The organism is Burkholderia sp. MS455, from assembly GCF_016899445.1.
In the GTDB taxonomy this organism is placed as follows: domain Bacteria; phylum Pseudomonadota; class Gammaproteobacteria; order Burkholderiales; family Burkholderiaceae; genus Burkholderia; species Burkholderia pyrrocinia_C.
In genome coordinates, this window is record NZ_CP041779.1 from 32,463 (window position 1) to 57,160 (window position 24,698).

Below are 24,698 nucleotides of genomic sequence, written 5' to 3' on the forward strand. Positions count from 1 at the left end.
CGCCGCGGTGGGGGGCGTTGGTTGCCGCCAGGGCCTCTAATCACGGGGCTTAGCCGGCTTGAATGTGCTCACGCTCACCACTCGAATGCACAGTGTTTCGAGTGACTTTGCTGGGCGGTTGTCCACATCGAAACGACGTTCGGTGCCCTCACCTTTGAAATCACAGGGTTTTGAGTCGGCGCGGAACGGGATATCCACATCGATCAGGGTCATGCCACATGCGGCTATCGGTAGGCTCGCCCACCTTTGGTTGGCACAGTGTTTCGGGTTGTTTTTGCGTGTGATATCCACAACCTGTGAGATAACGCGAACACCTGCACCGAATTCGATTACCCTCACCGATTGAATGCACAGGTCTTCGAGTGCTTTGACTTCTCGATATCCACAAGGCATTCAATCACGACGGATCGCGCGAAAATTATCCGCATCATCTGCTCTATTCCGGCAAATCCCTACCATACAAGACATTCGGGCTGATTCGTGTGGTCGAATGCAAGGCGCTCACCTGTTCGATGCACAGCAATTCGACTGGTTGGGTGTGTGAGTTGTCCACACGTGGCCCGCCGGCAATTGCACGAAACGCGATGCGCATTCCGCAAACGCCCACGTCGTAGAGCAGGCTGCCGTCCGGATATCACGGGTTCGAGCTCGTCTGCGGCACCTGCAGTGACTCAAGGAAATACTGCGATTCGTCGGGGATGACGCCGTCCGTGTATCGCCGGTCTTCCCATAACAATCGCCAGCGCGTCCGGATGAACAATCCGGTGACATCATCCCTCAGGTTCGGCGCACGAATGCCTCGAATGAAATAATTGAAGCAACCGTCGTTGCGAAAACTGCGCTTGCCGATCGGCACGATGCCCAGCCACTTCGATTGCTCGACGGCAACCGGTTCCCAGATGCCGTCGCAAGGCACTTTCTGGCCGGTCTTGATCACCGGGCCTGCAGCCTGCGGAACCTCCGGCAAGCCCTCCGGAAACACCGGATACTGAAGCGTATAGAAGTTGTGCTTATATGCACTCGCGGACAGCAACAGCTCTGCCCAACGCAGATGTGCGAGGTCGTCATATCCCGGCTCGAACGGCGCATGCTCTACCTGGTATTCCGATGCTTGCAGCAGTTGGGCTAGCGCGTCGATCTTCGGCGGGTACGGGGCAGCCTGCGCACCGCGGTCCCAGTAGTCGGGATGAGGGAAGAAATACGCGTTCAAATAGTTATACCGGTCGACTGCGTATTCCAGCGGCCCACCGCGCAGCCAGACGTGCCGGTTCCCTCGGGCCAACTCGGTCAGCCCTCGATCGTAGGCAGCGAGAATCTCGGCGATGAGCGGAAAGTGCTTGTCATGAATTGGCTCCGGATCGTCGTCGGGCCACGTGTTCACTGCATGCTCGTACGCGTTCGCGAATCGCGCAAATGCGTCGCGCTTGCGCGTCCAGAGCGACAGGCTGCTCGAGCGTTGAAGCAGCCAGAAAATTCTGCGCCGCGTCGCGTCATCCGCCATGTCGTACTGCTTGATCGTATCCGTCATCTCTGACCTTCGTTGTTCGCTGCCGATCGAGTCGCTGCGGTCACTTTGCTGTTGGTCGCCCTGGTCTGGATTTCATCACCTACCAGCCGGCGTGTCTTCGTCGAGTAGTGGATGTCGTCCTCGTACTTGCTGTAACCGTACATCATCCGACACACATCACAGCTTGCCGCATCGTCTATCCGTTCACCGCACGCAGTGCATATCCCGCGCGAAGCACAGTCGCCGGACTGTGCTTATCCAAAGGTGTTAACAGGGTTCGTATACATACGTAGTGATACGTTAACAAGCCCTGTGCCTCACAGTGGATAACCTACGTAACGCACTGAATTATCAACACGAAGCAGGATGCATAACCATGGGTGCGTCACGTGAACAGCTCCGCGGAGCACAGAACAACTTTTCGTCGATTCACAGCTTCGACGACATATCCTCAATCGCTCCACTGTGAATCCAGAGGCTTGCAGGACGGTTATCCAGAGGGGCGTGTGGATAACCTCGCGGTGCCGACGCGTTTCGCTGTGACACCAGGCATCAGGCACGCGCAGCAACCAGCAAGACCACACGCCTCTCGATTGAAAAAATCTTCACGAAGGGGCTTGTGCTCCTCAAAAACCCTCTCTATAATTCGCGGCTTCTTAGGCTCGTAGCTCAGTTGGTTAGAGCACCACCTTGACATGGTGGGGGTCGTTGGTTCGAATCCAATCGAGCCTACCAACGAACAAAATGAAGGGGTCGGCAGCGCGAATTGCCTACAGGCAATCCGGCTCGCCAAACATACAAACGCCACGCGGCAACCTCGCGTGGCGTTTTTCTTTTTCCGGCCGAAACAACGCATGTTGCCCCGATGCGTTGCACGCGATCCACGGCATCGCGTCCTCATCGACATCCAGATCTGCCGACCAGCAATACGCACCGAGTAGAATCGTGTGCGCATCGAAGCGCGTGCTCCGCATGCCGCTCGATTTCCAGCGCACCCAAACCGCATCAAAACAACAACGCGCGATTCGCGCGACTGAGAGCAAACGACCATGTCCGAGGTCACGACCACCGCATCATCCGCGAGCAACGACGAAATCGCCGCTTACGTCGGCAAGAAAGCCGCCTGGTTCGAACGAAAGTGGGAGATCGCAGCATCGCGCAAGAACCGGCAGTCCTGGAATTGGGCAGCGTGCTTCCTGGGTCCGGTCTGGATGGCGTATCGATGCATGTACTGGCAGGCGGCCGCCGTGCTGGGCGTCACACTCGGCATCACGCTGGTCGAGCTGCTGTACTTCCCGAAATACTTCGAATCGAGCACGCTCGACCCGATCACCATCGGGATCGCAGTCGCGCTCGGCTGGTGCGGGAACGGCATCTACAAGACGCACGTCGAACGCAAGATCGAAAAACTGCGCCCGAACGCGACGTCGAACCAATCGTTTCTCGCGCTGCTGGAGGCGCAAGGCGGCACGAACTGGCTTGCGGCGACCGGGTTCGCCATCGCGACGCCGCTGCTCGGTTTCCTGATGATCATGATTCGCAACGTCGTGGTCGCGACGCAGTAACCGCGACAGCCAACGATCGGCAAAGCAGGGCGGGAGACGCAGGAAGAGGCGAGCGAGAAGCGGGCGGAGCGCCATCGCATACGACACGCGATGCGCTCCCGCGCCACACTCAATGCAAATGCTTCAACTTGTCAGGATTCCGCACGACATAGATCGCGACGATCTTCCCGTCCTCGATCTCGAGCGCCGTCGTCTGCAGCTCACCATCCGACTCCAGCGTAACGAAACCCGGCAGCCCGTTGATGAACCCGGCCCGCACGAGCTTCGACGCATGCGTGGCGAACAGCTCGGCCAGGTATTCGTGCACCTTCATCACGCGCTCGAAGCCGAACACCGGCTTGCCTGCGGCCGCGCGCTTGCCGCCGCCGTCCGAATGCAGGCTCACGTCCTCGGCGAGCATCGCGCCGAGCGCGCGCATATCGCCGCTGCGGGATGCCGCGAAGAACGCCTCGGCCAATTCGATTCCGCGCTGCTTCTCGACATGAAACCGCGGCCGCGCCTCGCGCACGTGCGTGCGGGCCCGCGCGGCGAGCTGCCGGCATGCGGCCGGGTCGCGCTGGATCGTCGTGGCGATTTCGTCGAACTCGAGGCCGAACACGTCGTGCAGCAGGAACGCCGCGCGTTCGAGCGGCGAGAGCCGTTCAAGCGCAAGCATCAGCGGCAGCGTGACGTCTTCCTGTTCGTCTTCCTCGACGACCGGCTCGGGCAGCCAGGGGCCGATATAGGTCTCGCGCTGGTGCCGCGCAGACTTCAACTGGTCGAGGCACATGCGCATCACCATGCGGCGCAGGAACGCCTCGGGCACGCGCACTTCGGTGCGGTCGACGTCCATCCAGCGGATGAACGCCTCCTGCACCACGTCCTCGGCATCCGCGACGGAACCGAGCATCCGGTACGCGACGCGGATCAGCGTGCGGCGCAGCGGGTCGAAGCTCGCGGCCGCGTCGGCCGGTTCTTCGGCGCTGCCCGCGGCCGGATCGAGGTTCGTCATCAGGCCACCATCTTCGCGGCAGCGGCCTTCGCTTCAGCCGGCTCGACCCACAGCCCGAAGCCGACAGCGAGCCGGTTCCAGCCGTTGATCACGTTGATCATCAGCGTGAGTTTCACCTGTTCCTCCTGGCTGAAGTGGTCGTTCAGCGCCGCATAGGCCGCTTCGTGCGCGGCGTGGCCCTCGGACAGCCGCGTGAGCGCTTCGGTCCAGCCGAGCGCCGCGCGTTCGCGGTCGGTGTAGCAGGGTGCTTCGCGCCAAGCGGACAGCAGGTAGATGCGCTGCTCGGTCTCGCCTTGCTCGCGCGCTTCGACGGTGTGCATGTTAATGCAGTTCGCGCACGCGTTGATCTGCGATGCGCGGATCTTGACCAGCTCGATCAGCGTCGGCTCGAGGCTCCCGGCGGCGGCGACCGACACGGTCATCCAGTTCTTCATCAGCGCGGGCGCGGCGGCAAACGGATTGAGTTTCGCAGTCATGGTTCCTTCTCCTTTCGTGTGGGTTCCGGTGATATGACGAGCGAGCCCCCCGCGCATGTGACATCGACGCAAAAAAATGTTGGAAGGGCGCGGGAACGCGGGTCAGCAGGGTGCCGATGACCACGAACGACCGAACGACGTGACAGCGCTTGTCAGACGAGAACCCCACGCGTCGCCGGGCCATCACGATCGCCGCGCGGATGTCATGGGCCGTCAGTAGTCGCAACAGCCGGCATGTGCGTTGCACACCCCGCAACGCCGCACTCGGGCACGCATCGACGGTCAGTCACGCATGCGACACGCGCACGGCCAATACTTTCATTTTTCTTTCGATCGCGTTTCATCCGCATCCCGATTCGCAGCATTCACATTTCTGGACCATACTGTTCTGCACGGGCAGATGAAGTGAAGCCGCATCAGCGGCCCGGCGCGCGCGCCGGCTGCCCGACGACGCAGCAGCAGGTCGCACGTCAGCCGCGCGCATCACGCGCTAGGCTTTCCCTTTTCCGGCAACGCAACGCAGCGAATTGCGACGTGAACGGTAAACCGATGAGCCTCCTTGCATCACAGCTTCAGCGCCGTTTCCAGGACGTGCGCGCCCATAGCGTCGCGTTGACCGCGACGCTGTCCGCCGAAGACCAGGCCGTGCAGTCGATGCCCGACGCGAGCCCGACGAAATGGCACCTCGCGCATACGACCTGGTTCTTCGAAACCGTCGTGCTGATGCGCCGCGTGCCCGGCTACGCGCCGTTCGACGACGCCTTCCAGTTCCTCTTCAATTCCTATTACGAAGCGCTCGGCCCGCGCCATCCGCGGCCGCAGCGCGGGCTGCTCACGCGGCCGTCGCTCGACGAGGTGCACGCGTACCGGCAGCACGTCGACGAAGCGATGCTGCGCGCGTTGGCCGGCGCCGATCCGGCGCTGCTCGAGGCAATCGCGCCCGAGATCGAGCTCGGCCTGCATCACGAGCAGCAGCACCAGGAGCTGATCGTCACGGACATGCTGCATGCGTTCTCGTGCAACCCGCTGAAGCCGGCGTTCCGGCCGCGCAACGGGGCCGACGCGCAAGCCGCGCTGGCCGCGGGCGACGCAGGCCCGTTGCACTGGCTGCACCAGCCGGGCGGGCTCGTCGAGATCGGCCACGACGGCGATGCGTTCTCGTTCGACAACGAACGGCCGCGCCATACGGCGCTCGTACGGCCGTACGAGATCGCGAACCGGCTCGTGACGAATGCGGAATTCGCGGCGTTCGTCGCCGACGGCGGCTATACGCGCCCCGAATACTGGCTGTCCGACGGCTGGGCCACGGTGCAGCGGGAAGGGTGGCAAGGGCCCGCGTACTGGATGCCCGACGACGATGATGCGGCCGCCACGCGCGTACGACGCACGTTCGGCCTGCACGGCGTCGAACCGCTCGCGCCCGATGCACCGGTGTGTCACGTGAGCTTCTACGAAGCGGCCGCGTATGCGGAATGGGCCGGCGCGCGGCTGCCGACCGAGTTCGAATGGGAAGCCGCGTTCGCCGCGGACGGCATCAGGCAAATGCTCGGGCACGTATGGCAATGGACGCGTTCGTCCTACGAGCCGTATCCGGGCTTTCGGCCGCTCGCGGGTGTCGCGGCCGAATACAACGGCAAGTTCATGGTCGGCCAGCAGGTCCTGCGCGGCAGCAGCATCGCGACGCCGCCCGGGCACGAACGGCCGACGTACCGCAATTTCTTTCCGCCGGCCGCGCGCTGGCAATTCACGGGGGTGCGACTTGCGCGAGACGTCTGACCTCACGGCCACGAGCGGTGGCCAGCAACCCGCCCGCGATTCGCGGCCGAGCGCGTTCGAGCGCGACCTGATCGACGGACTGTCGCGCACGCCGCGCAGCATTTCGCCGAAATACTTCTACGATGCGGCCGGCTCCGCGCTGTTCGACCGCATCTGCGAACTGCCCGAGTACTACCCGACACGCACCGAGCTCGGCATCCTGCGCGATCGCGCGGCGGAGATCGTGCGGCGCGTCGGCCCGCATGCGGACATCGTCGAATTCGGCGCGGGCTCGCTCGAGAAGATCCGCGTGCTGCTCGACGCGTTCGCGGGCAACTACGCGAATGCGCCGGCGCGCTACGTGCCGGTCGACATCTCGGCCGACTACCTGCACGGCGCGGCTGCACGGCTGCGTTCGGCCTATCCGTGGCTCGACGTCGCGCCGATCGCGGCCGACTACACGAAGGCCGAGCAGCTCGCCGAGCTGACCGCGACGCCGCGGCGGCGCATCGGCTTCTTTCCCGGCTCGACGATCGGCAACTTCTCGCCGGAAGAGGCCGACGCGTTCCTGCGCGATGCCGCGCGGCTGCTGCGCGGCGGCGGCTTGCTGGTCGGCACCGATCTCGTGAAGGACGAGCGCACGCTGCATCACGCGTACAACGACGCGCAGGGCGTGACCGCGCAGTTCAACCTGAACCTGCTCGTGCGCGCGAACGCAGAGCTCGGCGCGGACTTCGATCTCGACGCGTTCTCGCATTGCGCGTTCTACGACCGCGAGCGGCAGCGCATCGAAATGCATCTGGTCAGCGACCTCGCGCAGACGGTGCACGTGCGCGGCCATGCGTTCCGCTTCGAAGCCGGCGAGCGCATCCACACGGAGAACTCGCACAAGTTCACGATCGACGGCTTCCATGCGATCGCGCGCCGCGCAGGATTCGAGCCCGATACCGTGTGGACCGACGCGGACAACCTGTTCAGCGTGCACTGGCTGCGCAGCGTCGACGATATCCGCGCGTAACGCGCGCTCCGGCGAACCGCTCGCGCACGGTGCGGGCGGTTCGCACGCCGGGCACACCCGCGCACACCCGCGCACACCCGCGCACACCCGCGCACTCCGGCGCGTTCCGATCGCCCGGTTTCGTGCCGAAAATCCCCTTTTTACCGGCTCGATGCGCCGTTGCAACGGTGCTTGGAATGCCCGCTCTCCCTTGTCCTGCAAGGCTTCGAGGATCGCCGTAAACGCCCGTTACCGGTCTCGCATACCCGTTTCACCTGTGTCGGCGCCCCGTGCCTAGACTCCGAACCGTATTCACATGAAGCACGACACGTGCAGGGAGTCGCGAGATGAGCAAGAAACTTATTCTCGGTGCAGTTCTCGGTGTAGCGACGCTGGCAGCCTCGGGCGTCGCATCGGCCCACGTCGACCTGTCGGTCGGCATCGGCGTGCCGGGCGTCTACGCGGCGCCGGCGCCCGTCTACGTGGCTCCGCCTCCGCCGGTCATGTATGCGCCGGTCGGCTATCGTGGCGACGGTTGGCGCGATGGTTGGCGTGGCGATGGCTGGCGTGAGCGCGAATGGCGCGAACACGAGTGGCGTCGCCGTGAATGGCGCGAGCACGAGTGGCGCGATCGCGGCGGCTGGCGCGGCGGCCGCTGGGATTAAGCGGTTCGAATAATCAATACAAGAGGAGTGTGAACGCATGATGCCCATTCGACACATCAGGCTGTGCGCCACCGCCGCCATCGTTGCGCTCGCAACGATCGGCAGCGCGCACGCGGCGGGCTGCATGAAGGGCGCGGTGGTCGGCGGTGTTGCCGGCCACTACGCCGGGCACCACGCCGTCGCCGGTGCGGTCGGCGGCTGTATCGTCGGCCACCACATGGCGAAGAAGCACGCGCAAGAGCAGGCCGCGCAGCACAAGGCCGCCGTGCAGGGCATGCAGCCGGCGCAGTAAGCACAATCGTCACCGGAGCGGCGCTGCGGCGCCGCGCCGGCCTGCTTCGTTTCCCCGTTCACGCATGACAGGATGGCGGCGCCATCCGGATTGATCTGATGAATGCATGCCACGCGCATCGTTACGATCATTTACAACGTGGTGTGGCGCAAATCGTGCGCGTTCCTAGAATGCAATCACACAAACGCGCTCCAGGGAGCACAAGATGAAAACTCAACGATATCTGTCCGTACTGACGGCCGCGCTGCTCGCGCTCAGCACGGTTTCCGCGTATGCGGCCGCCGGCGGCAATGGCGGTGGCAACGGTGGCGGTCATGGCGCAGGCGGCTCCGGCGGTAACGCTGGCGGCATGTCCGGCGGCCATATGAGCAGTTCGGCGCTCAGCAACTCGAACAGCATTCATGCGGGCGACCGCGACAAGGGCCTGGCGCGCGCGGCCGACCGCTCCGATACGATCGCCGATCGCGCCGGCGTGCAGCCAGGCCAGGGTCACACGCACGGGCATACGCACGGCCATACCGCGCATGCGTCGACGTCCACGCATCATTCGCATCGCAACGCATTCGGCCGCACGCTGTAAGCACGGCACGCAAATGTGATGGAAGGGCGCTTCGGCGCCCTTTTTCATTGCGGCAACGCCATGCCGCTGTCGCGCGAAAACATCGTGCCGCCCCGATTTGCAACCAGCCGTAACCGCGCCGCAAACGCGCGAGAATACGAATCGCTTTCACGCGGGTAACAAACGGGAAATCGACGCCGGTAGCGGGCATCGCACGGGTGCCGGCGCACGGTCCGATCCACGAAAAAACTGCGCGTCGTGAGCCGTTTGCGCGGCAGATCGATCTACTCGCTCTGCGCGACCCTCCGACCCGTTCCTGGAAAAACAAAACCCCACGCTCCGAAAAACGTGGGGTTCGTCAGCAGCCTGGGCGGCTCGTCGCCGCCCTTCGTTTCAGCGCCCGGCGCCCGCCAGCGGCGCCGCGGGTTCGAACAACGCGTCCGCCTGCCTGACGCGCACGAACCGCGCCGCGCCGTCGCCGTCCACCAGTGCACGGAAATGCGCTTCGCCGCACGCGAGCTTCGCGCGCTCGTGCTCGCTCGGCACGTTGCCGTCCGCATTCGGCGTATCGACGACGAAGTACAGCCGCTCGCCGCCGTCCTGTTCCGCGAGCACGGCCCAGTCCGGGTGATAGCTGCCGAGCGGCGTCGGCACGCGAAACCACGCGGGCAGCTTCGCGTACAGCTTCACGCCGTCGTGCGCTTCGAGCGCATCGGCGAACGCGCGCTCCGCGTCCGTCTCGCATACGACCGCTTCGTGGATCGACTTCCGCGCATCGGGCCGCAGGTTGCGCAGATAGCCGGTCAGCGCCTCGCTCTCGAACGATTCGAGCGCATGCACGTGGCGCTCGCCGAGCTTGCGGTACGCGATGCCCGCGACGAGCGCGAGCCGCTTGCAGCGGTTGATCGCCTCGGCCGCGACCGCGATGAACTGCTGCGGATTCACGCGGAAATCGTCGAGCCGGCCGCTGTCGGCCAGGATCGTCGCGAGCGAACGGCGCGTGAGCTGCGTGCGGTCCTGCAGTTCGGTGAGCAGGTCGGGCAGCGGCAACTCGCCTTCGTCGATCAGCACCGTGCCGGCGCCGGCCACCTCGATCGCCTCGATGCCGGCCTTGCCGATATCGATCTCGGCCTTGCGCCATTGCAGCCGCGCACGCGCGATGTCCGGCGCGTCGTGCAACGCGGCCGCGCAGTCGCGCACGAGCTTCGCGTTGTCGAACTCGACGCGGTACACGGTGCGATGGCGGATGCGATCCCACAGCGCGCGGAAATCCTCGCCGAACACCACGGCCTTGCCCGACGCATCGCGCCGCAGCGCGATCGCGCGGCGCTCGTCCGCGTTGCGCACCGCAAAGCGGCCCGACAGCTTGCGCAGCGTCGCGACGATCGGCGCGCGCAGCGTCTCGAACGCGTCGGGCAGCACGAGCGCGCTCTGGCGCAGCGCATCCTTCAGCCGGTCGAGCACCTTGCCCTGCGCGTCGACGTAGCCCTGTTCGTGCAGATGGGTCCACAGCACGCGCGACAGCTCGATGCCGAGCGCATGCGCGGGCCCGTCGCCTTCCTGCACGGGCAGCGCCGCGAACTGATGCTCCTCGACGATCCCGAAACGAATGCCCGTGTCGGCCTCGATTTCCTTCTGCAGGTTCTCCGCGAACGACTCGTACCGCTCGGTCGCGATCACGGTGAGCGTATTGACGCCCGCGTCGCGCACGCGTTCGCCGTCCTGGTCGACGGCGAGGCGCAGCCCGCGGCCGAGCGTCTGGCGGCGCTCGCGTTCGGTCTGGATGTCGCGCAGCGTGCAGATCTGGAACACGTTCGGGTTGTCCCAGCCTTCCTTCAGCGCCGAGTGCGAGAAGATGAACTTCAGCGGCGTGTCGAACGACAGCAGCGCTTCCTTCTCGCGCATGATCAGGCCGTACGCGCGTTCCGCATTCTCGCGGGCCGCGGCGCTGCTCTCGCTCGTGTCGGTCCAGCCGCCCTTGCGGTCGATCGAGAAGTAGCCGTTGTGCGCGCGCCCGACTTCGAGCGCGACGTCGACGCCGTCGAACAGCGCACGGTAGGCCGGCACGCGTGCCGCGCGCGCATATTCCTCTTCGAAGATCAGCGCGTAGTCGCCCTTCACGGGCATCCCGTTCTCGTCGTAGCGGCGATAGCGCTCGACCGAATCGACGAAGAACAGCGACAGCACCTTCACGCCGCGCTCCGCGAGGCGCAGCTCCTTGTCGAGATGCTCGCGGATCGTGCGGCGGATCATCTCGCGCTGCACGGCGAGCGTGTCGATGTCACCGAATGCCTCGCCGAGCGACAGGAACGCCTCGCCTTCCGGATGGCGCAGCTCGACGTATTCGGCGCCCTTCAGCGCATGCACCTCGCCGATCCGCAGCCCCGCGTACAGCGCGCGCTTGGTCAGGCGTTCGAGATCGTCGCCGTCGGTGACCGACACGATCTGACGCTTCACGCCGCCCGTCGTCGCGACGTCGAGCTCGACGCGCGCGCTGATCGCGCCGCGCCGGTTCGACACGCCGACGAGCCGCAGGTACGGCTTGTTGTGTGCATCCTCGACGATCGCCGACGCGATCTCGATCTGCTTGACGAGCTTTCGCTCGTACGCGTCGACCGCGTCGAGCCGGTACACCATGTGGTGACGGTCGACGTGCGTCGCCGAATAGCGCAGCGTGCAAAGCGGCGCCATCGCGGCGAGCGCTTCGCGGCCGCGCCCTTCGAGCCCGCCGTCGACGCTCTGCGGCTCGTCGACGATCACGATCGGCCGCGTCGCGCGGATCAGGTCGATCGGCTTCTCGCCGCCGGTCTTCTCGCTGTCCTTGTAGAGGTTGTTGATTTCCTTCTTGTTGATCGCGGCAACCGTCATCACCATGATCTGGATCGCCGCGCTCGCCGCGAAGTGGCGCACCTGGCCGAGCTTCGCGGAGTCGTACAGGAAGTAGTCGTACGGCACGCCCGCGTACAGCGCGCGGAAGTGATCCTCGGTGATCGAGAGCGTCTTGTGCACGCCTTCCTTGATCGCGATCGACGGCACGACGATCACGAATTTCGTGAAGCCGTAGCGGCGGTTCAGCTCGAAGATGGTGCGCAGGTACACGTAGGTCTTGCCGGTACCGGTCTCCATCTCGACGGTGAAGTCGCGCGAGCCGGGCAGACCGGACGGCGGCAGCCCGCCGCGCAACTGCACGTCGGCGAGATTGCGCGCGAGCGCGTCGTCGGTCAGCGACAGCCGGTTGCCGACGCCCTGTTCGGATACCGCGAAGCCGAGCGAGCCTTGCGCTGCGGCCGTAGTGCCGGGCGCGGCGTTCGCGAGCACGCTGAAGTCGCCGCGATACGATTCCTGGCCGCGAAACAGGTCGCAGACGGCGTCGATCGCGTCGCGCTGGTAGTCGAGATCCGCTTCGAAATGCAGCCGCATCACAGGCTCCGCACGCGTTTCACGCCGTGCTGTTCGAGCAGCGCGGCGAGATTGAGCTTCGCGACGTCGTCGACGAAGCCGCTGTCGCGGAACAGGCACGTCACATCGTGCGACGCGCCGCTCGCGTCAAGCAACCCGACGATGCCGTCGGCGAGCGGGCCCGCGTCGTCGCGCGAGATGCGTGCGTCGAAGCACGCGACGATCGAGCGGCCGATCAGGTGCACGGCCTTGCCGGCGATCTGGTGATGCTCGACCGGCGTGCACAGGTCGAGGCCGAGCTTCAGCGTCAGCTCGGCGAGCAGGTCGTCCTCGGTGCGGCCGGTCTTCACGTGCTCGACGGACGCGAACAGCGCATGGTCGAAATCGTCGCGGCGCGGGTCCCATTCGATCACGTTGGTCGTGTCGAGCCGGTACACGCGGAAGCCGAGGTCGCCATAGCTTTCCGGATAGTCGCGCGCGACCTGCTGCGCGGCGCGGCGCAGGCGCTCCTTGGTGATTTCGGCGAGCGTCGCGGGCTTCTTCAGCTTCGTGCAGAAATCGGCCGCGCTCTGCTGCGTCTTGTCGCGGCGGTCGAGCGCTTCGGGCAATTGCACCATCACGTAGCGGCGCGCGCCGCCGTCGGTCGCGTTCACCTGCATTACCGCGTGGCCGGTCGAGCCGGAGCCCGCGAAGCAGTCGAGCACGATGTCGTCGCCGCGCGTGCACCAGCCGATCACGGCCGCCGCGAAATCGACCGGCTTCGGCTGGTCGAACGGGATCCCGAGCGTCTTCAGCAGCGCGTCGTCGGAGCCCGCGAACGGCAGCACCGACGGCACGTTCTCGTACATGTTCTCGTCGAGGTAGTAGATCCGCTGCGGCTGCGTGGTTTCGTCCGCGCCGAATTCGATCTGGCCGCGCTCGATCAGCGCCTGCATCGTCGCGGGCGGGTTGCGCCAGCCGCGCGCCGGCATCGCGCACGGCTTGCCGGTGACCGGATGGATCAGCGGCGTGAAATACTCTTCCGGCGCCTTCTTCTTGTTCGGCCATGCCATCGACACGAGGCGGTACACGCGCCCATCGGCCGACAGCCGGTCGTACATCACTTCGCCGCCGGACAGGTTGGTCTGCGCCTTCATCCACGCGCGGTATGCCTTCTGCGCATCCTTCGGGTTGCCGCTGCGGTACACCGCGTCATGCGCGGCGTCGAGCATGCGCTGCGCGTTGCGCTTCGGGCGCTTGAGCGGCGCCTGCTCGAGCAGCGTCTCGGCATTGCGCGCGAACAGCACCAGCGATTCGTGCTGGTACGCGACGCCGCGCGCGTCGCCCTTCGGGTTGCGCTTGTCCCACACGGCGACGCCGAGCTCGTTCTCCTCGCCGAAGATCTCGCGCAGCATCAGCACCAGCGCATGCACCTCGTGCTCGTCGATGTGCACGGCGATCAGCCCTTCGTCGGACAACAGCGCGTGCGCGAGCTTCAGGCGCGGATACATCATGTTCAGCCAGTCGGTATGGAACCGGCCGTTCGCCTCGGTGTTGGTGCTGCGCTTCGCGCCGCCCTGGGTCTGCCCGGTCATCGCCAGGTAGTGGCGGATGCTGTCGCTGAAGTCGTCCGGATAGACGAAATCGCTGCCCGTGTTGTACGGCGGGTCGATGTAGACGAGCTTCACCTTGCCCGCGTAGCTCTTGTGCAGCAGCTTCATCACGTCGAGGTTGTCGCCCTCGATCACGAGATGACGCGTGTCGTCCCACGCGACGCTGTCGTCGGGGCAGGGGCGCAGCGTGCCCGTCGACGGCGTCAGCGCGGCCTGGCGCGCGCTGCGCTTGCCGTGCCAGTGGAAGCCGTAGCGCTCGTCGGCGTCGCCGACCGTGCGCTCGCCGATCAGCGCCTTCAGCACGTCGACGTCGACCGACGCGCCGTCAGGGCCTTCGGTCACGAGTTCGGGGAACAGCGCCTTCAGGCGCGCGACGTTGTCGGCGGTGAAATCCGTCGACATCGCCTGCGGGCTGGCCGCATCGAGTTTCTGCATCGTCTTTTCCATCGGAGCCCGGCCGCGCGCGCCAGGACGTCGGGCGCGCTCACGGCACCGGCGGCAATGGCCGCCCGGGCAAACCCGAAACGCTAGCGAGTCGGTCGGCGCAGGTCAAGCGCCGATGTGGGCCGGGCGTGCGCGCATCGGCCGCGATCGCCCGCCGGACGGGCCGCAAGCGGGTTCGGGCCGGTTGTCGCGCGGTCGGCCGGCGGCCGCTTCGCGAGCGTCGAGCGGCACCGCGGAAAGGACGAAAAAAAGGGCACGGTCGGCGCAAAGCGCCGGCGTGCCCGCATGGAGAAGAATCCCGGACGGAGGGAACGGCGGGGCGCGATGGGCCCCGCTTCCGGTCAAAAACGCGTACGGATGCCCGAAGTCAGTTCGAGCTGGTTCTTCGCGCCGAACGTCGACGCCGCCGTGTAGCCGCCATGCAGCTTCATGTAGTCGCCGGCCAGGTACACCTCGGTGCGCTTGCTCAGGTGATAGAACACCGACCCGTAGATCGTCTCCTTGAAGCCGTTGGCGACGCCGTTGGTCAGGCTGAACGCGCCGAGGTTCGCGTTCGGCGTGAAGCCGTCCGCGTTGTTCGCGGCGTTCTTGACGCGCATCTGCTGGTAGCCGAGCTCGTAGTCGAGCGCGCCCTTCGGCGCGATCTTCATCGACACCGTCCACGAATCGTCGTGGCGCTGGCCAAGCGAGCCCTGGTCGCCGTTGTAGCGGAAGTAGCCGGCATTCAGGCGCACGATATCGAACGTGTAGTTGCCGCCGACCGAGAACGTCTGGTTCCTGAAGCCGCCGTGGTTCACGTGGTTGTAGAAGCCCGACACGTTGAACGGGCCGCCGTTGTAACCGAGCGCGACCTGGTACGCGGAGCCGGTCGCGAACTGCGTCGAGTTGCTGAACTGGTAGCCGGCGCTCGCGAAGATGCCGTTGCCGAACAGCTTCTTCCACGCGATGCCGTTGTTGTAGCGCGTGCCGGTCGGGCCGGCCGCATAGAAGATCATCTGCTTGAAGTTGTTCGAGTTGGTCCAGCCGCCTTCCTCGGTCGACAGCTTCGCGGAGCCATACGGGTCGCCGTAGATCGCCGCCGAGTCGCGTGCGATGGTGTTCTGGAAGCCGGCCGTCAGCTTGCCGAAGCGTTCGTCCTCGACACCGACCCACGCGTCGCGGTCGAAAATCTGGCCTTCGTCTTCCATCTGGCCGTTCGCGACCACGAATTCGCTTTCGAGGCGGAAGATGATCTTCGTGCCGCCGCCGATGTCTTCGGCGCCTCGCAGGCCCCAGCGGCTGCCGCTGAACCACGGCTCGCCTTCGTTGCCCATGCCGATCACGTGCTTGCCGTTCGCGTCGGCATGGGTCCGGTAGGTCGGAAAGCTCAGGTCCATCAGGCCATAGAGCTGCACGCTCGACTGCGCATGCGCGTGGGTGCCGGCGCACAGGCCTGCCGCCGCGATGGAAAGGGCAAGGGTTTTTCGTTTCAAGATCGTCTCCTCCGAGCTGCCGCATTGAAATCTGGTCGTTGGCAGTACGCAATGTATGCCGACTCTTGCCGGCCACTGCGAGAGGGCCGACGCGTAGCATCGTAGAGGGTGCAATCCTTCACGACGCTTTCCCCGACGCAAGAATCGGATCGGTGAAAACACCGAACGCGCAACAATCGCGGATGGTGCAGGCGTGCGGACGCGCGCCCGCCGGGTTTCCGGAGACGTTTCGTGCTACGAATCGATGTTCGGGGGCGAGGAGGAACGCCCGTCAATCGTGCGCGCTTTTCGCGCGCAGGATGTAACCGAGCCCGCGCAGCGTGATGATCTCCGCCGTGCTGCCCGCGAGATGCTTGCGCAGCCGGTGGATATAGATGTCGATCGCGTCGGCGCTCGGCTCGTCGTCGAGCGCGAACACGCTGTCCATCAGCCGTGCCTTCGACACCGTCTTGTTCTGCTGCAGCATCAGCGTTTCGAGGATCGCGTGCTCGCGGCGGCGCAGCGCGAGCACCGTTTCGCCGCAGCGGAATTCGCGCGTGCCGAACGCATAGACGAGATCGCCGCACACGAGCTGCGTCGTGCCGACGCCGGCCTGCCGGCGGATCAGCGCGCGAATCCGCGCAACCAGCTCGCGCGACTCGAACGGCTTCACCACGTAATCGTCGGCGCCCGCGCCGAAGCAGTCGACCTTGTCGTCGACCGAGCCGTGCGCGGTCAGCATCAGCACCGGAACGTTGTCGTTGCGGCGCCGCAGCCGCGCGAGCACTTCCTTGCCGCTGATGCCGGGCAGGCGCATGTCGAGCAGCACCGCGTCGTAGCGTTCGGTCTTCAGTACCGTGTCGGCGCGTTCGCCGTCGCCGACGCTGTCGACCGCGAAATCCTCGCCGCGCAGCAGGTTCACGATCCAGTGCGCGAGTTCGGCGTTGTCTTCGACCAGCAGGAGTTTCATGGGGACATCTCGTCAATCATAGGCGGGCAGCCGCACAGTCACGACAATACCGCGATTGCCGGGCCCCGGCGCGAGCGACACGCTGCCGCCGTGCGCCTGCGCGATCTCGCGGACGATCGCGAGCCCGAGGCCCGAGCCCTCGGTGTCGGCCGACACGCGGTAGAACCGCTTGAACACGTGCGGCCGCGCCTCGGCCGGAATGCCGGGGCCGTTGTCGATCACGTCGAGCACGATCGCGTCGCCGTCGCGCCGCGCGGCGACCGTCACGCAGCCGCCCGGCTGCGTGTAGCGCACCGCGTTGTCGACGAGGTTCATCACCAGCGCGGTCAGCAGGCTGTCGCTGCCCGCGACGTCGAGCCGCTCGCCGAGATCGGCGCCGAGGTCGATGTCGCGCCGCTGCGCGAGCACGATCGTTTCCTCGAGCACGCTCGACACCACGGCCGCGAGATCGACGCGATGGGTCAAGAGCGTCGACGGCGTCGCTTCCGCATGCGCGAGCAGCAGCAGCTTGTCGGTCACGTCGGCCATCTTGCGGCTGCTGCGCTGCATGCTGTCGAGCACCGACGCGAGTTCCGGATCGCCGTTGCCGCGCCGCTGCGCGTACTGGATCTGCGTGTCGAGCACCGCGATCGGCGTGCGCAGCTGGTGCGCGGCGTCCGCGATGAAGCGGCGCTGCGTGGCCGTATGCGTGTTGAGCCGCGCGATGCACTGGTTGATCGCGTCGACGATCGGCCGCAGCTCGTGCTGCAGCCGCTCGGGGCGGATCGGCTCCAGCTCCATCGGCCCGCGGTCGGCCACGTCGTCCTTTAATTTCATCAGCGGGCGCAGCTCGAAGGTGAGGCCGAGGTAGACGAGCACCACCGCGAGCATCAGCATCAGCGACAGGCGCACGAGCTGCGGCCGCCAGATCGTGGCGACCATCGCGTTGCGCGAGCGGGTCGTTTTCGCGACGACGACCGTGACCGTCTCGATCTGCCCCTCGTCGTAAAGCTGGCGATCGTAGGCCACCGCGCGCAGCGGCACGCCGTCGAGCGTCGTGTCGTACAGCGTCGGCTCGATGCCGTGCCGCGCGGGCACGTCGAGCGCCGGCGTGCCTGCGAGCAGGCGGTCATGGCCGTCGATCACCTTGTAGAACACCGAATCCTGCGACGGCGATTCGAAGATCTCCAGCGCGGCCGGCGGCACGTCGGCGACCGGCAGCCCGTTGCGCCATTCGACGTCCTCGCCGATCGTGCGCGCGGACGCGACGAGTGCGCTGTCCTGCACGAGCCCGGCCGTGGTCCGCGCGGTGTCGTACGACATCGCGCCGGCGATCAGCACGAATACCGCGAGCGGCAGCAGCAGCCACCACAACAGCCGCCCGCGCAGGCTGTGCGCCATCCCGTTGCGCTCCTTCTCCGAAATGCCGAACCGCGCCGGGGTCGCCGGCGCGGTCGGGAGTGTCATGTCAGGCGTCCGGACGCCGCGTTCAGAACGCCGCGGGGCGCCACTTCAAGAGCCGCTTCTCGAGCCAGGTCAGCAGGTAGTCGGCGGCCAGCGCGACCACGGCCAGCACGATCATCGCCGCGAACACGCCGCTCGCGTTGAACGCGCCCTGGGCGGTGGAGATTAGCAGGCCGATGCCCTGCTTGGAACCCAGGAATTCGCCGACGACCGCACCGACCAGCGCGAAACCGAAGCTCACGTGCAGGCTCGCGAGAATCCAGCTCAGCGCGGACGGGATCACGACCGCCGTGGTGATCTGCCGGCGCGACGCGCCGAGGATCTGTGCGTTCGCGATCAGGTAGCGGTCGGCTTCGCGCACGCCCTGGAACGCATTGCCGAACACGACGAAGAACACCATCACGACGGCCAGCGCGATCTTCGACGCCATCCCGAGGCCGAGCGCGATCACGAAGATCGAGCCGAGCACGACGCGCGGAATCGAGTTCGCGATCTGGATGTAGAGGCCGAACACGTCGGCCATCAGCTTGTTGCGGCCGAGCACGATCCCGCAGATCACGCCGGCGACCGAGCCGATCACGAAGCCGATGCCGGTTTCCTCGAGCGTGACCCATACCTGCGTGAGCAGGGGGCCCTGCGACGTGCCGTTCACGAACCAGTCCTGGAGCTGCGCGAAGATCAGCGACGGCATCGAGAAGAAGAACGGATCGATCCACTTGAGCCGTGCGGCGAGTTCCCACCCGCCCAGCACGAGCACGAGCACGGCGATCCGCAGCGTGACGATCAGGTTGCGCCGGCGGCGCAGCCGGCGTTGCGCGGCGCGCTCGTCGTCCTCGAGCGTCGTCGCCGGAAGGGCGGTGGGGGGAAGCGTCATGTCGGTCATGCTCCTGTCCTTGCTGTTCTTGCCGTGCGGCGTATGCGTCAGCCGATCTGCACTTCTTCGCGCAGGTCGTGCCAGATGTCCTTGGAAATTTCGATGAAGCGCGTGTCGTAGCGAATCTCCGACGTGACGCGCGGGCGCGGCAGGTCGATCTCGTACACGTGCTTGAGCGTCGCGGGGCGCGCGGTCAGCACGAACACGCGGTCGGCGAGCGCGATCGCCTCCTCGAGGTCGTGCGTGACGAACACGACCGAACCCTTGTTCGCCGACCAGAGCTGCAGCAGCTCGTCCTGCATCAGCGTGCGGGTCTGCATGTCGAGCGCGGAGAACGGCTCGTCCATCAGCAGGATTTCCGGCTGGTTGATGAAGGTCTGCGCCAGTGCGACGCGCTTCCTCATCCCGCCCGAGAGCTGGTGCGGGTAATGCTTCGTGAACTTGTCGAGGCCGACCTTGCGGATCCATTCCTCGGCCTGCGCATACGCGACGTCCTTCGAGCGGCCGCGGAACAGCGGGCCCGCCGCGACGTTGTCGATCACGTTGCGCCACGGGAACACGGCGTCGGCCTGGAACACGAAGCCGATGCGCGGGTCGATCCCGTCGACCGGGCGGCCCATCACGCGCACTTCGCCCGACACGGGCTTGAGCAGCCCGGTGATCAGGTTGAGCGTCGTCGACTTGCCGCAGCCGGTCGGCCCGACGATCGCGATGAACTCGCCGCGCGCGACGCTCATGCTGAAGTCGCGCAGCGCGACGGTGGCCTTGCCTTCCGGCGAAATGAAGCGGCACGACACGTTGCGAAACTCGATCGCCGGTGTGCTCGGGGAGACTGCCTGGGTCATCGCATTCGTCCTGCGGGTGAAGAGGGCGTCGCATCGTGACGCAACGCCGGGCCGGTCAACCGGGCCGGAACGGGGAACGCACGGCGGCGGGATCGCCGCCGCTGGCGCCTGACCGATATCGATTACTTCGCGTTCACGAAATCGTTCGTGTAGGTGCGCGCCAGGTCGATGTGCTTGCCCTTCACCGACGGGTTGAACGCCGACAACACCTTCAGCACCGTCGCCGGGCCGTCGGCCGGCATCTTGCCGTCGGCCGTGTACATCGGCAGCGACGCCTTCAGTGCGCTCACGTACAGCGCCTTGTCCTTCTGGTAGTCGGCTGGCATCTTCGCGGCGATTTCCTCGGCGCTGTGCGAGTGGATGAACTGCATCGTCTTCGCGAATGCGTGCGCGAGCTTGGTGGCTTCCGCCTTGTGCGAATCGGCCCATGCCGACTGCACGTACAGGCTCGCGGCCGGGTAGGTGCCGCCGAGCGCCGCGCGCGTGCCTTCCAGCGTGCGCAGGTCGACCAGCACCTTCGCATCGCCCATCTTCTCGAGCGCGGACACGGTCGGCTCGGTCGTCATCCCGGCGTCGATGCGGCCCTGCTTGATCGCGGCGATGAAGCTCGCGTCGGCGCCGACCGGCAGCATCGTGTACTGCGTCGACGGCACGCCGTGTGCAAGCGCGAGGTATTGCGTGAGGAAGCTCGTCGACGAGCCGAGGCCCGTCACGCCGAGCGTCTTGCCCTTCGCATCGGCCATCGACTTGAAGGTCGGCGCGGCCTTGGTCGACACCATCTCGACTTCGCCCGGCACCTGGCCGAACACCGCGATCGCCTTCACGTCCTTGCCCTTGCTCTGCAGGTCGATCGTGTGATCGTAGAAGCCGACGACGCCCTGCACGGCGCCCGCGAGCAGCTCGTTCTCGGCGTCGACGCCGGCCGGCTGCGACAGCAGCTCGACGTCGAGCCCTTCGGCCTTGAAGTAGCCGAGCTCTTGCGTGAGCCGCGCGGGCAGGTAGATCAGCTTCGCGATCCCGCCGACCATGATCGTGACCTTGCCGCCGTCGTCGGCGGCGAAGGCGGGGTGCGCGGCGAGCGCGCAGGTGAGGCCGGCTGCAACGGCGAGGGTGCGCAGGGTGGGTCGCATCGGGTCGTCTCCGTTCGTTGTATTCGTATGGCGCGATGCTTGCTGCATCGTCACGACGAGTATAGGGACGCGAAACCTTCTGCAACCTTTCGCGGGGAGGCGGTTCGTTTAGGGGTTTTCCACGAATGCGGCGCGAATGCTCGACGAGCGTACTTCCGGCCGGATCGCGCCGCGGGTCGGAGTGACAACGGGCCTGTCAAATGCCGGTTTCTCGCCATTACGCTTCGGCATATACGAACAGAGTCATCCATTGCGCGCAGACCAATCACGGAAACATGGCATTTCGACAATATCGTCGGTCGACAGGAAGCATCGCGTTGCGCAGTGTTCCGACTGTGATTTTTCCTTGATCGATTCGGAACAGATTCCGAATCGATATTTCATGTTGACCATCCAATGAATCCAACCACCATCGCCATTGCCGACGACCATCCGGTCGTGATCGAAATGCTCAAGCGTCTGCCGCAGTGGGGGTCGGAATTCCTCATTTCACATTGCTGCAATAGCGGGATGGAGTTGATCGACGCATTGACGCGCTCGCCGGTCGATCTCGTCGTCATCGACTATTCGATGAACCGGGGCGATAAACCGATCGATGGCCTGAGGCTGCTGCGCAGGCTACATGACGTCGCGCCTGGTGCACAATGCGTGATGCTGACCGCGCAGAAAAATCCGAGCGTCTTCGCGGCTGCACTGCAACTGGGTGTGAAAGCCATTGTCAGCAAGGAAGACGGGATTGACGAGATCGTGCATGCGTGCCGGCATGTGCGCGCCGGCCGAACGCGGTATTTTTCCCCGACGGTTCGCGCGATCGTTGAGCAATCCGGCACGATCAGCCATGACTCCCACGCAAAGCTGACACAAAGGGAACTTGACGTCGTGCGCCTGTTCGCGTTGGGCTACTCGCTCGCGAGCATCGCAAAAAAGCTCGGCCGCTCGGTCAGTACCGTGTCGACACAGAAATACACGGCGATGAAAAAGCTGCAGGCCGATACGAATATCAACCTGATCCGCTACGCGTACGAAAGTGGGCTGATTTGACGAAGTGCAATGCTGTACTGCCGGCAGGTGATCGTGAACGTCGCCGTGCCTTCGGCGCGACCTGTCCAAATTGCAAGGTTCTGAACGGGAATCAAAAATATTCGACAACGCGACCGACTCGCCGATTTCTCACGGCGTGTGTGCGGGCACTCTTCATATCCAGCGCATCCATCAAATACAAATTCATCGATAACGTCACGAGAGTATTGATCATGACTTTCATCGCAAGATTAATTGAACACAATTCTCTCGATTATTGCGATTAATTTTATATTGATCAGAAATATTTGATCTTGAATCAAGCTGCATAGCGGATGGGTTTATGCATGAAATAACGAGTAACCCGTTGCGGCGACTTCTGAAGCCGTCGCAAATGGCTGATAGCGGCTTTCTTCAGATGCCCCTTGGTCCGAGCGGGAGCCTGGCGTGTGATGCTGGCCTTCAAATCGGCGTTGAGCATCTCGTCGGGATTGAGCTCCGGGCTGTACGAGGGCAGGTAGAACACTTCGATCTTGTCGGCATGTTCAGCCAGCCACGCCTTGACCAGCTTGGCGTGATGAACCTTCAGGTTGTCGAGGATCAGAAACACCTTTTTGCTCCGCATGTCTTTGATCAGTCGCTTCAAGAAGTCGATCAGGATGTCGGCGTTCATCGCGCCTTCGAACACTTTCCAGCGCACCTGGCCGCGGTTCGTCACGGTCGACATGATCGACAGCCCTTCGCGTTTGCTCATGACACGCCGCTCGGGTGTCTTGCCGATCGGCGCGTAGGAGCGCCCGCGCACATCGTCGGAACGCAAGCCCGTCTCGTCGCCCCACTGGATTTCCGCACCTTCGGTCTGCGCACGGCGCGCAATCTCCGGATACGTCTCGTTCAACCACGTCTGAACCGCCTGCGGCTTTTGTTCGTACGCCCGCTTCAGCGGCTTTTGCGGCGTAAAGCCCCAGCGTGCCAAGTACAGACCGACGCCCTGCAGCGTGAGCGTGCGACCCGTACGTTGTCGAATCAACTCCCGCACGGCGTGGCGGGTCCACAGCGCAAACGGCATCTTCAACTGATCCGGCATTTGATCGCGCATCAACACACGCACCTCGATCTCCTGTTGCTCCGTCAGGGCGCGCTTCTGGGTGACGGCACGCCCGCTCGGCTTGTCACGCAAGGCTGCCGTGCCTTCCTGCACGTAACGCTTGCATATATCGAACACACCCGTTCGCGACAGATCGGTAAGTTGGGCGATCTCGTCGTAGGTCATCCCGCCTTCCCGGAGGGCGATCACCTGTCGACGCCGTTCTTCGCGCGCTTCGCGTGGAAGCGATCTCATGTCTCGTTTTTCCATGCTCAAAACGTGAGGGCTTATTTTCCAATTTCAAGATCAAATGTTTCGAATCAATAAATATCGAATCTATGATCCTGCCGGTGGGAGCGGCGTCTACACTGTTGACCACAGCGATAGGTGTCGCATTAAGCGAGTCGTTTTTTTATATTTTCCGAAGGAGATGATCAAAGCGCATATTCCGTCCGACGGTGAACGATTGCTGGTCGCGGGCGCCGGCAACCCGCCGGCAACCGTTTGGGAACCGTAGTGGGTAGTCTGCAACGCTCCGTTGCATCCGGTGTGCGACGTCGGCCCGGTCGTCCATGGATTTCAACGTCCACCTGATCCGTTACGCGTACGAAAACGGATTGATCTGACCGCTCGCGCGCTATTTGTAGCTGATCGTAAAGGTCGCCGTGCCATTGGCGGTGCCTGGGCGAGTACCGGATTTCGTCTGGTAATAGCGCGCCGCCAGCGGTACCGACAGCGTGCTCGCGGGTGGCGCATCCGTCACCTTCCACGGCTTGCCGAGCGACACCGGGTTGCCGTCGCCCTTGAGCAGCTGGATGCCGACGCCTTGCGCCGTACTCGACGACGACAGCGACAGGATGCCGCTGGATGCGTCGTCCGCGTTGCCGTCGAGCGTCAGGTGGACCGCGAAACTGCCGGCGACTTGGGCATCGCACTTCAGGCCGATCGCGAAGACTTTCGACGTGGACGTCGTGCCAATGCCGGAACCCAGTCCCGACGATTTGCTGAGCTTGTGGGTGCCGAGATCCACGGCCACCTGCGTGGTCGACGGCGCGCAGGTGGCTGCCTGGAACGAGATGTTCTTGAAGCCGTAGGTGACGTAGCGGGCCGCTTTCGAATAGTCCTTGTTCGGGCCGCCGATCAGCGCCGTCAGCACCGACAGGACCGGAAACGTCTTCGGCGTGGACGGCGTCGGCCCGATCTTCACCAGCTCGACGTCGATCGTCGCGGAAACGGTCGTCGGCGTCAACGGCGAACTGATGATCTTCCCCATCGGAAACGATGCGTCCCCGGTGCCGCGATTGCCGTTATAGGTCACGTACAAGCCGAGACCGTTCGCCGTCAGGTCGGGGTCGGCCATCCATCGATAGAGCGTCGCCTCGAAGTTCGCCGATGCAAGGGTCTTCATGCAGGACGCCTTGATCTCGATGCCGGTTTTACTCCAGAGCACCGTGCCGATCGGCGCATCGGCCGCGATCCTGAACGGATCGGGCAGCGTGCCGACTTCCGCCGTACTTGCGTTCTGGCAATTCGCGGCCGCCTGCGCGGTGCCCGCACCCGCCGCGCAGGCCAGCAGGACCGCCGTGCAAGCCAGCCTGATGCGATGGATGGGTGTGTTCCAGTCGTTCATGTGCGA

At 64.8% G+C, this 24,698-nt stretch carries 21 protein-coding genes and 1 tRNA gene; 8 read left to right on the forward strand and 14 right to left on the reverse strand.

Annotated features, from left to right (window positions below):
• Nucleotides 1–36: 36 nt before the first annotated feature.
• Nucleotides 37–213, reverse strand: coding sequence for a hypothetical protein (locus tag FPJ27_RS19245; protein ID WP_177318411.1), 177 nt, complete (start codon nucleotides 211–213; stop codon nucleotides 37–39).
• Nucleotides 214–634: 421 nt separating this feature from the next.
• Complete coding sequence (locus FPJ27_RS19250) at nucleotides 635–1,528, reverse strand: Imm72 family immunity protein (RefSeq protein ID WP_204425146.1); 894 nt, start codon at nucleotides 1,526–1,528, stop codon at nucleotides 635–637.
• A gap of 637 nt (nucleotides 1,529–2,165) precedes the next feature.
• On the opposite strand from FPJ27_RS19250, the gene FPJ27_RS19255 reads away from it, so the two are divergent.
• Nucleotides 2,166–2,242 (forward strand) — tRNA-Val (locus FPJ27_RS19255).
• A gap of 314 nt (nucleotides 2,243–2,556) precedes the next feature.
• Entirely contained in the window at nucleotides 2,557–3,072 is a 516-nt protein-coding gene (locus tag FPJ27_RS19260; RefSeq protein WP_204425148.1) for a DUF2628 domain-containing protein, read from the forward strand.
• Nucleotides 3,073–3,181: 109 nt separating this feature from the next.
• Here FPJ27_RS19260 and FPJ27_RS19265 read toward each other — a convergent pair whose 3' ends face one another.
• Nucleotides 3,182–4,063, reverse strand: coding sequence for a sigma-70 family RNA polymerase sigma factor (locus FPJ27_RS19265; protein WP_072442538.1), 882 nt, complete (start codon nucleotides 4,061–4,063; stop codon nucleotides 3,182–3,184).
• Nucleotides 4,063–4,539: a carboxymuconolactone decarboxylase family protein gene (locus FPJ27_RS19270; protein ID WP_072442540.1), complete on the reverse strand. Its 477-nt coding sequence runs from the start codon at nucleotides 4,537–4,539 to the stop codon at nucleotides 4,063–4,065. The genes FPJ27_RS19265 and FPJ27_RS19270 overlap by 1 nt, the downstream gene beginning before the upstream one ends.
• 549 nt (nucleotides 4,540–5,088) lie before the next feature.
• On the opposite strand from FPJ27_RS19270, the gene egtB reads away from it, so the two are divergent.
• The 5 genes from egtB (at nucleotide 5,089) to FPJ27_RS19295 (ending at nucleotide 8,828) form a co-directional block, all read left to right on the forward strand.
• Nucleotides 5,089–6,315 (forward strand): ergothioneine biosynthesis protein EgtB, encoded by a 1,227-nt coding sequence (egtB, locus tag FPJ27_RS19275; RefSeq protein WP_204425150.1) that lies wholly within the window; start codon nucleotides 5,089–5,091, stop codon nucleotides 6,313–6,315.
• The gene (gene egtD, locus FPJ27_RS19280) at nucleotides 6,299–7,312 is read left to right on the forward strand and encodes an L-histidine N(alpha)-methyltransferase (RefSeq protein WP_204425152.1); all 1,014 of its coding nucleotides are present in this window, start codon (nucleotides 6,299–6,301) and stop codon (nucleotides 7,310–7,312) included. Before egtB ends, egtD begins: the two co-directional genes overlap by 17 nt.
• 326 nt (nucleotides 7,313–7,638) lie before the next feature.
• Nucleotides 7,639–7,956 (forward strand): hypothetical protein, encoded by a 318-nt coding sequence (locus FPJ27_RS19285; protein ID WP_204425154.1) that lies wholly within the window; start codon nucleotides 7,639–7,641, stop codon nucleotides 7,954–7,956.
• 37 nt (nucleotides 7,957–7,993) lie between these two features.
• Entirely contained in the window at nucleotides 7,994–8,248 is a 255-nt protein-coding gene (locus tag FPJ27_RS19290) for a glycine zipper 2TM domain protein (RefSeq protein WP_034183774.1), read from the forward strand.
• Nucleotides 8,249–8,453: 205 nt separating this feature from the next.
• Entirely contained in the window at nucleotides 8,454–8,828 is a 375-nt protein-coding gene (locus tag FPJ27_RS19295) for a hypothetical protein (RefSeq protein WP_204425156.1), read from the forward strand.
• A gap of 372 nt (nucleotides 8,829–9,200) precedes the next feature.
• On the opposite strand, the gene FPJ27_RS19300 is transcribed toward FPJ27_RS19295, so the two are convergent.
• From FPJ27_RS19300 to FPJ27_RS19335, 8 genes are all read right to left on the reverse strand, one after another.
• Nucleotides 9,201–12,227: a DEAD/DEAH box helicase family protein gene (locus FPJ27_RS19300; protein ID WP_204425164.1), complete on the reverse strand. Its 3,027-nt coding sequence runs from the start codon at nucleotides 12,225–12,227 to the stop codon at nucleotides 9,201–9,203.
• The gene (locus tag FPJ27_RS19305; RefSeq protein WP_204425168.1) at nucleotides 12,227–14,245 is read right to left on the reverse strand and encodes a site-specific DNA-methyltransferase; all 2,019 of its coding nucleotides are present in this window, start codon (nucleotides 14,243–14,245) and stop codon (nucleotides 12,227–12,229) included. Before FPJ27_RS19305 ends, FPJ27_RS19300 begins: the two co-directional genes overlap by 1 nt.
• Before the next feature lie 338 nt (nucleotides 14,246–14,583).
• Nucleotides 14,584–15,714 carry a porin gene (locus FPJ27_RS19310; protein WP_204425170.1) on the reverse strand — a complete coding sequence of 377 codons (1,131 nt, stop codon included), beginning with the start codon at nucleotides 15,712–15,714 and terminating at the stop codon, nucleotides 14,584–14,586.
• A gap of 271 nt (nucleotides 15,715–15,985) precedes the next feature.
• On the reverse strand, nucleotides 15,986–16,663 hold the full coding sequence (locus FPJ27_RS19315; RefSeq protein WP_072442557.1) for a response regulator: 678 nt from the start codon (nucleotides 16,661–16,663) through the stop codon (nucleotides 15,986–15,988).
• 12 nt (nucleotides 16,664–16,675) lie between these two features.
• Nucleotides 16,676–18,043 (reverse strand): sensor histidine kinase, encoded by a 1,368-nt coding sequence (locus FPJ27_RS19320; RefSeq protein ID WP_204426326.1) that lies wholly within the window; start codon nucleotides 18,041–18,043, stop codon nucleotides 16,676–16,678.
• A gap of 88 nt (nucleotides 18,044–18,131) precedes the next feature.
• On the reverse strand, nucleotides 18,132–18,989 hold the full coding sequence (locus FPJ27_RS19325) for an ABC transporter permease (RefSeq protein ID WP_110281398.1): 858 nt from the start codon (nucleotides 18,987–18,989) through the stop codon (nucleotides 18,132–18,134).
• A gap of 38 nt (nucleotides 18,990–19,027) precedes the next feature.
• On the reverse strand, nucleotides 19,028–19,825 hold the full coding sequence (locus tag FPJ27_RS19330) for an ABC transporter ATP-binding protein (protein WP_034183780.1): 798 nt from the start codon (nucleotides 19,823–19,825) through the stop codon (nucleotides 19,028–19,030).
• 122 nt (nucleotides 19,826–19,947) lie between these two features.
• Entirely contained in the window at nucleotides 19,948–20,955 is a 1,008-nt protein-coding gene (locus tag FPJ27_RS19335; RefSeq protein ID WP_204425180.1) for an ABC transporter substrate-binding protein, read from the reverse strand.
• A 396-nt stretch (nucleotides 20,956–21,351) separates the two neighbouring features.
• Here FPJ27_RS19335 and FPJ27_RS19340 point away from each other — a divergent pair, with 396 nt between their 5' ends.
• Nucleotides 21,352–21,996: a response regulator transcription factor gene (locus FPJ27_RS19340; RefSeq protein WP_204425182.1), complete on the forward strand. Its 645-nt coding sequence runs from the start codon at nucleotides 21,352–21,354 to the stop codon at nucleotides 21,994–21,996.
• Nucleotides 21,997–22,294: 298 nt separating this feature from the next.
• On the opposite strand, the gene FPJ27_RS19345 is transcribed toward FPJ27_RS19340, so the two are convergent.
• Nucleotides 22,295–23,332: an IS630 family transposase gene (locus tag FPJ27_RS19345; RefSeq protein ID WP_204421199.1), complete on the reverse strand. Its 1,038-nt coding sequence runs from the start codon at nucleotides 23,330–23,332 to the stop codon at nucleotides 22,295–22,297.
• A gap of 367 nt (nucleotides 23,333–23,699) precedes the next feature.
• Nucleotides 23,700–24,692, reverse strand: coding sequence for a fimbrial protein (locus tag FPJ27_RS19350; RefSeq protein ID WP_204425184.1), 993 nt, complete (start codon nucleotides 24,690–24,692; stop codon nucleotides 23,700–23,702).
• Nucleotides 24,693–24,698: the final 6 nt, after the last annotated feature.

Coding starts and splice junctions, on each gene's coding strand:
- FPJ27_RS19245 (WP_177318411.1), bottom strand. CDS start 213: ATGACCCTGATCGATGTGGATATCCCGTTCCGCGCCGACTCAAAACCC.
- FPJ27_RS19250 (WP_204425146.1), bottom strand. CDS start 1,528: ATGACGGATACGATCAAGCAGTACGACATGGCGGATGACGCGACGCGG.
- FPJ27_RS19260 (WP_204425148.1), top strand. CDS start 2,557: ATGTCCGAGGTCACGACCACCGCATCATCCGCGAGCAACGACGAAATC.
- FPJ27_RS19265 (WP_072442538.1), bottom strand. CDS start 4,063: ATGACGAACCTCGATCCGGCCGCGGGCAGCGCCGAAGAACCGGCCGAC.
- FPJ27_RS19270 (WP_072442540.1), bottom strand. CDS start 4,539: ATGACTGCGAAACTCAATCCGTTTGCCGCCGCGCCCGCGCTGATGAAG.
- egtB (WP_204425150.1), top strand. CDS start 5,089: ATGAGCCTCCTTGCATCACAGCTTCAGCGCCGTTTCCAGGACGTGCGC.
- FPJ27_RS19285 (WP_204425154.1), top strand. CDS start 7,639: ATGAGCAAGAAACTTATTCTCGGTGCAGTTCTCGGTGTAGCGACGCTG.
- FPJ27_RS19290 (WP_034183774.1), top strand. CDS start 7,994: ATGATGCCCATTCGACACATCAGGCTGTGCGCCACCGCCGCCATCGTT.
- FPJ27_RS19295 (WP_204425156.1), top strand. CDS start 8,454: ATGAAAACTCAACGATATCTGTCCGTACTGACGGCCGCGCTGCTCGCG.
- FPJ27_RS19300 (WP_204425164.1), bottom strand. CDS start 12,227: ATGCGGCTGCATTTCGAAGCGGATCTCGACTACCAGCGCGACGCGATC.
- FPJ27_RS19305 (WP_204425168.1), bottom strand. CDS start 14,245: ATGGAAAAGACGATGCAGAAACTCGATGCGGCCAGCCCGCAGGCGATG.
- FPJ27_RS19315 (WP_072442557.1), bottom strand. CDS start 16,663: ATGAAACTCCTGCTGGTCGAAGACAACGCCGAACTCGCGCACTGGATC.
- FPJ27_RS19320 (WP_204426326.1), bottom strand. CDS start 18,043: ATGGCGCACAGCCTGCGCGGGCGGCTGTTGTGGTGGCTGCTGCTGCCG.
- FPJ27_RS19325 (WP_110281398.1), bottom strand. CDS start 18,989: ATGACCGACATGACGCTTCCCCCCACCGCCCTTCCGGCGACGACGCTC.
- FPJ27_RS19330 (WP_034183780.1), bottom strand. CDS start 19,825: ATGACCCAGGCAGTCTCCCCGAGCACACCGGCGATCGAGTTTCGCAAC.
- FPJ27_RS19335 (WP_204425180.1), bottom strand. CDS start 20,955: ATGCGACCCACCCTGCGCACCCTCGCCGTTGCAGCCGGCCTCACCTGC.
- FPJ27_RS19340 (WP_204425182.1), top strand. CDS start 21,352: ATGAATCCAACCACCATCGCCATTGCCGACGACCATCCGGTCGTGATC.
- FPJ27_RS19345 (WP_204421199.1), bottom strand. CDS start 23,332: ATGGAAAAACGAGACATGAGATCGCTTCCACGCGAAGCGCGCGAAGAA.
- FPJ27_RS19350 (WP_204425184.1), bottom strand. CDS start 24,692: ATGAACGACTGGAACACACCCATCCATCGCATCAGGCTGGCTTGCACG.